Here is a 7,145-nt window from a genome sequence, read left to right on the forward strand (position 1 = left end):
CCGCTCGGTTGCGGCCGCGTGTGGGCACGGTGAACGCGACCGGAACGATCCGCAGCGGAGCGGCGCTCGTGACACCTAGGATGGTCGGCATGCGGACCAGCACCCTCGAGCGGCGTACCAGGAAGAAGCTCGGCGCGCCCACGGCCGGCGAGTATCGCTGGGACGGCGAGCGCTGGCGTCGCTGGAGCGGTAGCTCCTGGCTGTCGGCTCTCTATTCGCTGCGGCTGCAGCGGCTCGCGGACCCGCGACCGCTGAGCGACGATCCGGAGCGGGACGACGAGATCCGCGCCCGGGCGCTGGAGCGTGCGGTGCAGGACCAGGCGCTCAACAACCAGGCGCAGGTGGTGGTGCAGAACCGCGACGGCGCGGTGCTGGCCTTCAAGCCGAAGATCGGGCACCTGCCGCACGCCGCGATGACGCTGATCACCGGCGGCATCTGGGCCGCGATCTGGATCTACCGGGTGATGACCGTGCGCGACGAGCGCTATCTGCTCCAGGTCGACCCGTGGGGCCACGTCTGGGCGACGCGCGGCAAGTAGGGCTCGACGGCCGTGCCGCGCGCTAGCGTCGGGGCATGGACGCATCCGAACGGGCTCAGGCGCCGACGACGGGAGCCGAGCTGGAGACGCTGCTCGGCTTTCTCAACCATCAGCGCGACACCTTGCGCTGGAAGTGTGCGGGCTTGGACGCGGCACAGCTGGACACCCGCTCGACAGCGTCTGCGCTGACGCTCGGCGGTCTGCTGGGCCACCTGTCCTTGGTGGAGGTGCACTGGTTCCGGGTGATGCTGCATGGCGAGGAGCCGCATCCGCCCTTCGACGTCGCCGACTGGAAGGCCGATCGCGACTGGGAGATGACCTGGGCGCGCGGCCGCTCGCCGGAGGACCTGCTCACGCTGTTCGACGATGCCGTCCGGGCTGCGGACGAGGGGATCGCCCGGGCTGTAGCGGCCGACGGGCTGGAGACCCGGGGCGCTCGGGTGAGTCACCGGACCCGCAAGCCGTTCACGCTGCGCTGGATCCTGCTGCACATGATCGAGGAGCACTCCCGCCACAACGGTCACGCCGACCTGATCCGCGAGGGACTGGACGGCGTGACCGGCGCGTAGCCGCTAGCTCGGGAAGGCGACGCCCGTGTTCGCGTGGCAGCGGTACCCGTTGGGGTTCTTGGCCAGGTACTGCTGGTGGTAGTCCTCGGCGTAGAAGTACTGCGGCGCGGGCAGGATCTCGGTGGTGATCGCGCCGATCTCGCGGCGGGCCAGCTCGTCGCCGTAGACCTGGGTGAGCTCGGTCGCCGTCGCCACCTGCTCGGGGGTGGTCGTGTAGATGCCGGAGCGGTACTGGGTGCCGATGTCGTTGCCCTGGCGCATGCCCTGGGTGGGGTCGTGCACCTCGAAGAAGGCCTTCACCAGCTCGGCGTAGGAGATCACGGCCGGGTCGAAGACGATCCGCACCGCCTCGGTGTGCCCGGTCTGCCCGCTGCACACCTCCTCGTAGGAGGGGTTCGGCGTCGAGCCGCCGATATAGCCCACCGACGTCGACCAGACGCCGGGCTTGGCCCAGTAGATCTCCTCGGCGCCCCAGAAGCAGCCGAGCCCGAAGATCGCCACCTCCAGGCCGTCCGGCACCTCCTCGGTGACCAGGGGCGCATCGAGCACCAGGTGCCGCTCCGCCAGCTGGAACCAGCGATCCGGGCGGCCCGGCAGCGCCTGGTCGGGAGTCGGGACGACGAGTGGCTTGCGGCCGAACACGGTGCCTCCAAGAAGACGTGGGTGGGTGCGACAACGATCCTCGCACCCTTCCACAACGCCGAGGCCGCGCCGATCCTTCCCCGACCCGCCGTCGTGGGTCGGGGGCGCTGCTCGATGCGGTTCGTAGGGGATCGTTGCCTGCGCGTCCGAGTAGGCTCGCCTCGTGAGCACCTCTGAGCACAAGGCCAAGTCCGGGTTCGAGACGCGTGCGATCCACGCCGGCTACGACCCCGACCCCACCACGGGCGCGGTGATCCCGCCGATCTACGCGACCAGCACCTACAAGCAGGACGGCGTCGGCGGGCTGCGCGGCGGCTATGAGTACAGCCGCTCCGCGAACCCCACCCGGACCGCGCTCGAGGGTGTGCTCGCTGCCCTCGAGGAGGGGGAGCGGGGCTTCGCCTTCGCCTCCGGTCTGGCCGCCGAGGACACCCTGATCCGGGCGCTGTGCCGCCCCGGCGACCACGCGGTGATCCCGGACGACGCCTACGGTGGCACCTTCCGGCTCTTCGACAAGGTCGAGCAGAACTGGGGCCTGGCGCACTCGCCGGCCGCGGTCTCCGACGTCGACGCGGTGCGTGCCGCGATCCGGCCCGGCGAGACCAAGCTGGTCTGGGTCGAGACCCCCACCAACCCGTTGCTCAACATCGGTGACATCGAGGCTCTGGCGGGCGTCGCGCACGAGGCGGGTGCGCTGCTGGTCGTCGACAACACCTTCGCCTCGCCCTACCTGCAGCAGCCGCTCACCCTGGGTGCCGACATCGTCGTGCACTCCACCACCAAGTACGTCGGCGGGCACTCCGACGTGGTCGGCGGTGCGCTCGTGGTGCGTGACCTCGAGCTGGCCGAGAAGATCGCCTTCCACCAGAACTCGATCGGCGCGGTCGCCGGTCCCTTCGACTCCTTCCTCACCCACCGCGGCCTGAAGACGCTCGGCATCCGGATGGACCGCCACTGCGACAACGCGGAGCGGATCGTGGAGTTCCTCACCGGCCACGCCAAGGTCTCCCAGGTGATCTACCCCGGTCTTGCCGAGCACCCGGGCCACGCCGTCGCCGCCAAGCAGATGAAGCGCTTCGGCGGGATGATCTCGTTCCGGGTCACCGGCGGCGAGGAGCAGGCGCTCGCCGTCTGCGAGCGGGCCGAGGTCTTCACCCTGGGCGAGTCCCTCGGCGGGGTGGAGTCGCTGATCGAGCACCCCGGCCGGATGACCCACGCCTCCGTCGCCGGAACCGAGCTCGAGGTGCCCGCGGACCTGATCCGGCTCAGCGTCGGCATCGAGACCGCCGACGACCTGATCGCGGATCTGGAGCGAGCCCTCGGGTGAGCCCCGCCGCCCGTGAGCAGGGCGTCGCGCTCTGCGTGGACTACGGATCGACCTTCACCAAGGCGGTGCTGGTCGACCTCGGAGTGGCGCGGATCGTGGCGCGCACCAGTCATCGCACCACCATCGACACCGACCTGATCGACGGCTTCGACGCCTGCCGGAACGCGCTGGCCGCCGAGGACCCGCGGGCGCTGGAGGCCCCGGTCTACGCGGCCTCCAGCGCCGGCGGAGGCCTGCGGATCCTGGTCGTCGGCAACGAGCGCCTGGTCACCGCCGAGGCCGGGCACCGGGTCGCGCTGGGCAGCGGCGGCAAGGTGATCGACGTCGTCGCGGCGGCCGAGCATCCCGCCTTCGCCGACCGGATCGACGCCGCGCAACCGGACCTGGTGCTCCTGGTCGGCGGCACCGACGGCGGCAACCCGGCGCCGTTGGTCGCTGCCGCCGAGGAGATCGCCCGCGCCAGCTGGGGCGGGCCGATCGTGGTCGCCGGCAACGTCGAGGCCCAGCCGGCCGCCGTCGCGGCGCTGGACGGGCGAGCGGTGGTCACCGCTGCCAACGTGATGCCCCGGATCGGCACCCTGCAACCCGGCCCGGCCCGCGAGGCCGTGCGCGGCATGTTCCTGCGGCACGTGATCGGCGGCAAGCACCTGAGCAGCGACCCGCGCTTCGCGGCGATGCTCGTCGGCGCCACCCCCGACGTCGTGCTCACCGGCATGGAGCTGTTGTCCCACAACGGGTCCGCGGGCCGCACCGACCTGGTCCTGGTCGACGTCGGCGGCGCGACCACCGACGTCTACAGCGTGGTCGAGGTCGACCCCGAGGACGCCGGCCTGGCCCGCGAGGTGGTCGCCACCACCCCGCTCACCCGAACCGTGGAGGGCGACCTCGGGATGCGCTGGTCCGCGGTCGAGACCGCCCACGCGGGGATCGCCGCCGGACTGCTGGACGAGACGATCCTGCCTCCCGCCGAGCGTCGCCGTGCCGACCCCGACTGGCTGCCGCTCAGCGCCGCCGAGGCGGAGGAGGAGCGTCGGCTCGCCACGGCTGCGATCCGGCTCGCGCTGGGCCGTCATGCCGGCGGCGCGGGGATCGCGCGCCTCGACCCGCACACCCCTGACGCCGTCCGATCGCCCGAGAGCGAGGGGCGCGGTCCGGACCTGCGCACCGCCGCCGTCCTGATCGGCTCCGGGGGAGTGCTGCGCGAGACCGATGCCTCGAACGCGCACGGCATCCTGGCGGCCGCGCTCGTCGCTCCGGCCTCCGCGCGGCTGCCGGAGAGCCCTCTGCTCGTCGTCGACGACCAGGTGCTGCTCACCGCCGCGGGACTGCTCGCAGCTGCCCATCCGCAGGCCGCCGCTGCGCTGGTCCGCGGCGTCCTCGACCACGCCCACGTGGTGTCGGAGCGGTGACATAGGTTGAGGCCGTGACCAAAGACGCGGACGACTCGGCAGCGAACAAGAACGAGTCCTTCGCCGAGCGGCTGGCGCAGCAGATCGCCCACCAGTGGTCGGCCGGGCGGGAGCGGCGCAACGAGCCGGCCGTGATCCAGGGCGGGCGCTCGAACTTCAGCCGCGCCGAGGTGCCCTGGGCCCTCGACCTGATGGCCGCCTGGGCCTGGCGCGGCGTGATCATCGGCTTCGCGTTGCTCGCCCTGCTCTGGCTGCTGGCCTACTTCGCGGTGGTCACCCTGCCGCTGGTGATCGCGATGCTGATCAGTGCGTTGGCGGCGCCGTTGGTGCGGGGGCTGTCCAGGATCGGCGTGCCTCGCGCGTTGGGCGCCCTGATGGTGCTGATCGCCGGGATCGCCGCCGTCGGCGCGCTGCTGACGTTCGTCGGCCGGGAGATCATCGCCGGCTCCTACGACCTCGCCGACGAGGTGGTGGACGGACTCGACAAGATCCGCACGTGGTTGAAGGACGGTCCGCTCCACGCCAGCGACTCCCAGATCGACGAGTGGCTGACCAAGGCCCAGGCCGAGATCACCGCTCGGTCCCAGGATCCGCAGATCCTCAGCCACGTCACCGAGCTCGGCACCGCACTGACCCATCTGGTCGCCGGCTTCTTCATCGTCGTCTTCGCCACCTATTTCTTCCTCGCCGAGGGCGAGCGGATCTGGTCCTGGGCGGTGCGCCTCTTCCCGCGGGCCGCGCGGGAGCGGGTCGACTCCTCGGGCCGGATCGCCTGGACCTCGCTGGTGCAGTTCGTGCGCGCCACCGTGGTGGTCGCGATGGTGGACGCGATCGGGATCATGATCGTCGCGGCCGTCCTCGACGTCCCCTTCGTCTTCCCGATCGGGGTGCTGGTCTTCCTCGGCGCCTTCGTGCCGATGATCGGCGCCACCCTGGCCGGCTCGGTCGCGGTCCTGGTCGCCCTGGTCGCCCAGGGCCCGTGGGTGGCCCTGCTGATGCTGCTCGGCGTGATCGTCGTGCAGCAGATCGAGGGCCACGTCCTGCAGCCGTTCCTGATGGGCCGGTTCGTCTCGGTGCACCCGCTCGCGGTGATCGTGGCGATCGCCTGTGGCGTGATCGTGGCCGGTGTGGCGGGTGCGCTGGTGGCGGTCCCGCTGGCGGCGGTGATGAACGCCGTGATCCAGCATCTGGCGGCCTTCACCCCGGTCGGCGACGATGATCCTGAGGCGAAGCTGGACCAGGACCTGGCACTGGCTGAGCATCCCGAGCGCGAAGAGGCGACCCGGCAGGAAGAGGAAGCCCTCGAGGAGGCGATCACGGCCACCGCCGTGCGCGACGACGAGGACACCACCGAGAAGGAGTGAGATGAGCCAGCACGATGTCGACCGCGATCCGGTCGAGGTGGGGCTGCGAGAGATCGAGGCGGCGCGCACGCTGCTCGAGGGCGTCGCGATCCGGACGCCGATGGAGGAGTCGCGCTGGCTGACCAGCGTCACCGGTGCGCCTGCCTACCTGAAGTGCGAGAACCTGCAACGCACCGGCTCGTTCAAGGTGCGCGGCGCCTACACCCGGATCGCCGGGCTCAGCGCGGAGGAGCGCGCCCGCGGTGTGGTGGCGGCCTCGGCCGGCAACCACGCGCAGGGGGTGGCGCTCGCCGCCCAGCTGCTCGGCATCCGCGCCACCGTCTTCATGCCCGAGGGCGCGCCGATCCCCAAGGAGAAGGCGACCCGGGGCTACGGCGCCGAGGTGGTCTTCCACGGCCGCTACGTCGATCAGGCGCTGATCGCCGCCCAGGAGTACGCGAGCGAGACCGGCGCGGTGCTGATCCACCCCTTCGACCACCCGGACATCGTCGCCGGGCAGGGAACGCTCGGACTGGAGATCCTCGATCAGACCCCGGAGGCGGCCACCGTACTGGTGCCGACCGGTGGCGGCGGCCTGCTGGCCGGGGTGGCGATCGCGATCAAGTCGCTGCGCCCCGACATCGAGGTGGTCGGCGTCCAGGCCGCCGGTGCCGCCGCCTACCCGGCGTCGCTGGAGCAGGGGGCGCCGATCAGCCTGGACTCCATGTCCACGATGGCGGACGGGATCGCGGTCGGGCGCCCGGGCGACGTCCCGTTCCGGGCGGTGAGCCAGTACGTGGACCGCATCCTCACCGTCTCGGAGGAGTCGAACTCGCGCGCCCTGCTCTCGCTGATGGAGCGCGCCAAGCTGGTCGTCGAGCCCGCCGGCGCGGTCGCGGTCGCGGCGCTGCTGGAGCACCGGGGCAGCTTCACCGGTCCGGTCGTCGCCGTGCTCTCGGGCGGCAACATCGACCCGCTGCTGCTGGGCAAGGTGATCCGGCACGGCATGGCCGCCGCCGGTCGCTACCTGGCGCTGCGGGTCTGCATCCCCGACGTCCCCGGTGGCCTGGCCCAGTTGATGACCGAGCTCGCGACCGAGCAGGCGAACGTCCTCGAGGTGGTGCACGAGCGCACCTCGCCGTCGCTGAACCTCGACGAGGTCGAGGTGCACGTGCAGCTGGAGACGCGCAGCGAGGAGCATGCCCGGCTGGTGCTCGCGCACCTGCGGGGCCGCGGCTACCGCGTCTTCGAGTGATCCCATCCCGGTGCTCGCGCCTGTCGAGTCCCGGCAACGCGAAAGGGCCGCCCGGTGACCG

At 71.7% G+C, this 7,145-nt stretch carries 7 protein-coding genes; 6 read left to right on the top strand and 1 reads right to left on the bottom strand.

The window, feature by feature from the left end; translation table 11 throughout:
• Positions 1-89 precede the first annotated feature (89 nt).
• Both ABD151_RS17070 and ABD151_RS17075 read left to right on the top strand, forming a co-directional pair.
• Positions 90-539 carry a hypothetical protein gene (locus tag ABD151_RS17070; RefSeq protein WP_343996002.1) on the top strand — a complete coding sequence of 150 codons (450 nt, stop codon included), beginning with the start codon at positions 90-92 and terminating at the stop codon, positions 537-539.
• A gap of 35 nt (positions 540-574) precedes the next feature.
• Complete coding sequence (locus tag ABD151_RS17075) at positions 575-1,108, top strand: DinB family protein (protein WP_343996003.1); 534 nt, start codon at positions 575-577, stop codon at positions 1,106-1,108.
• A gap of 3 nt (positions 1,109-1,111) precedes the next feature.
• Here ABD151_RS17075 and msrA read toward each other — a convergent pair whose 3' ends face one another.
• The gene (gene msrA, locus ABD151_RS17080; protein WP_343996004.1) at positions 1,112-1,750 is read right to left on the bottom strand and encodes a peptide-methionine (S)-S-oxide reductase MsrA; all 639 of its coding nucleotides are present in this window, start codon (positions 1,748-1,750) and stop codon (positions 1,112-1,114) included.
• 163 nt (positions 1,751-1,913) lie between these two features.
• On the opposite strand from msrA, the gene ABD151_RS17085 reads away from it, so the two are divergent.
• From ABD151_RS17085 to ilvA, 4 genes are read left to right on the top strand one after another with little or no spacing between them, the layout of a single operon-like run.
• Positions 1,914-3,077 (top strand): cystathionine gamma-synthase, encoded by a 1,164-nt coding sequence (locus ABD151_RS17085; protein ID WP_343996005.1) that lies wholly within the window; start codon positions 1,914-1,916, stop codon positions 3,075-3,077.
• Positions 3,074-4,486, top strand: coding sequence for a glutamate mutase L (locus ABD151_RS17090; RefSeq protein ID WP_343996006.1), 1,413 nt, complete (start codon positions 3,074-3,076; stop codon positions 4,484-4,486). Before ABD151_RS17085 ends, ABD151_RS17090 begins: the two co-directional genes overlap by 4 nt.
• Before the next feature lie 14 nt (positions 4,487-4,500).
• Entirely contained in the window at positions 4,501-5,850 is a 1,350-nt protein-coding gene (locus tag ABD151_RS17095; RefSeq protein WP_343996007.1) for an AI-2E family transporter, read from the top strand.
• 1 nt (position 5,851) lies between these two features.
• On the top strand, positions 5,852-7,084 hold the full coding sequence (gene ilvA / locus ABD151_RS17100; RefSeq protein WP_343996008.1) for a threonine ammonia-lyase: 1,233 nt from the start codon (positions 5,852-5,854) through the stop codon (positions 7,082-7,084).
• The last annotated feature ends 61 nt before the right edge of the window (positions 7,085-7,145 follow it).

Origin of the sequence: Nocardioides dubius (genome assembly GCF_039528155.1) — a bacterium.
In the GTDB taxonomy this organism is placed as follows: Bacteria; Actinomycetota; Actinomycetes; order Propionibacteriales; family Nocardioidaceae; genus Nocardioides; species Nocardioides dubius.

Bases quoted from the DNA above. Each gene is read 5' to 3' on its own strand.
- ABD151_RS17075 (WP_343996003.1), top strand. From the start codon at position 575: ATGGACGCATCCGAACGGGCTCAGGCGCCGACGACGGGAGCCGAGCTG.
- ABD151_RS17070 (WP_343996002.1), top strand. From the start codon at position 90: ATGCGGACCAGCACCCTCGAGCGGCGTACCAGGAAGAAGCTCGGCGCG.
- ilvA (WP_343996008.1), top strand. From the start codon at position 5,852: ATGAGCCAGCACGATGTCGACCGCGATCCGGTCGAGGTGGGGCTGCGA.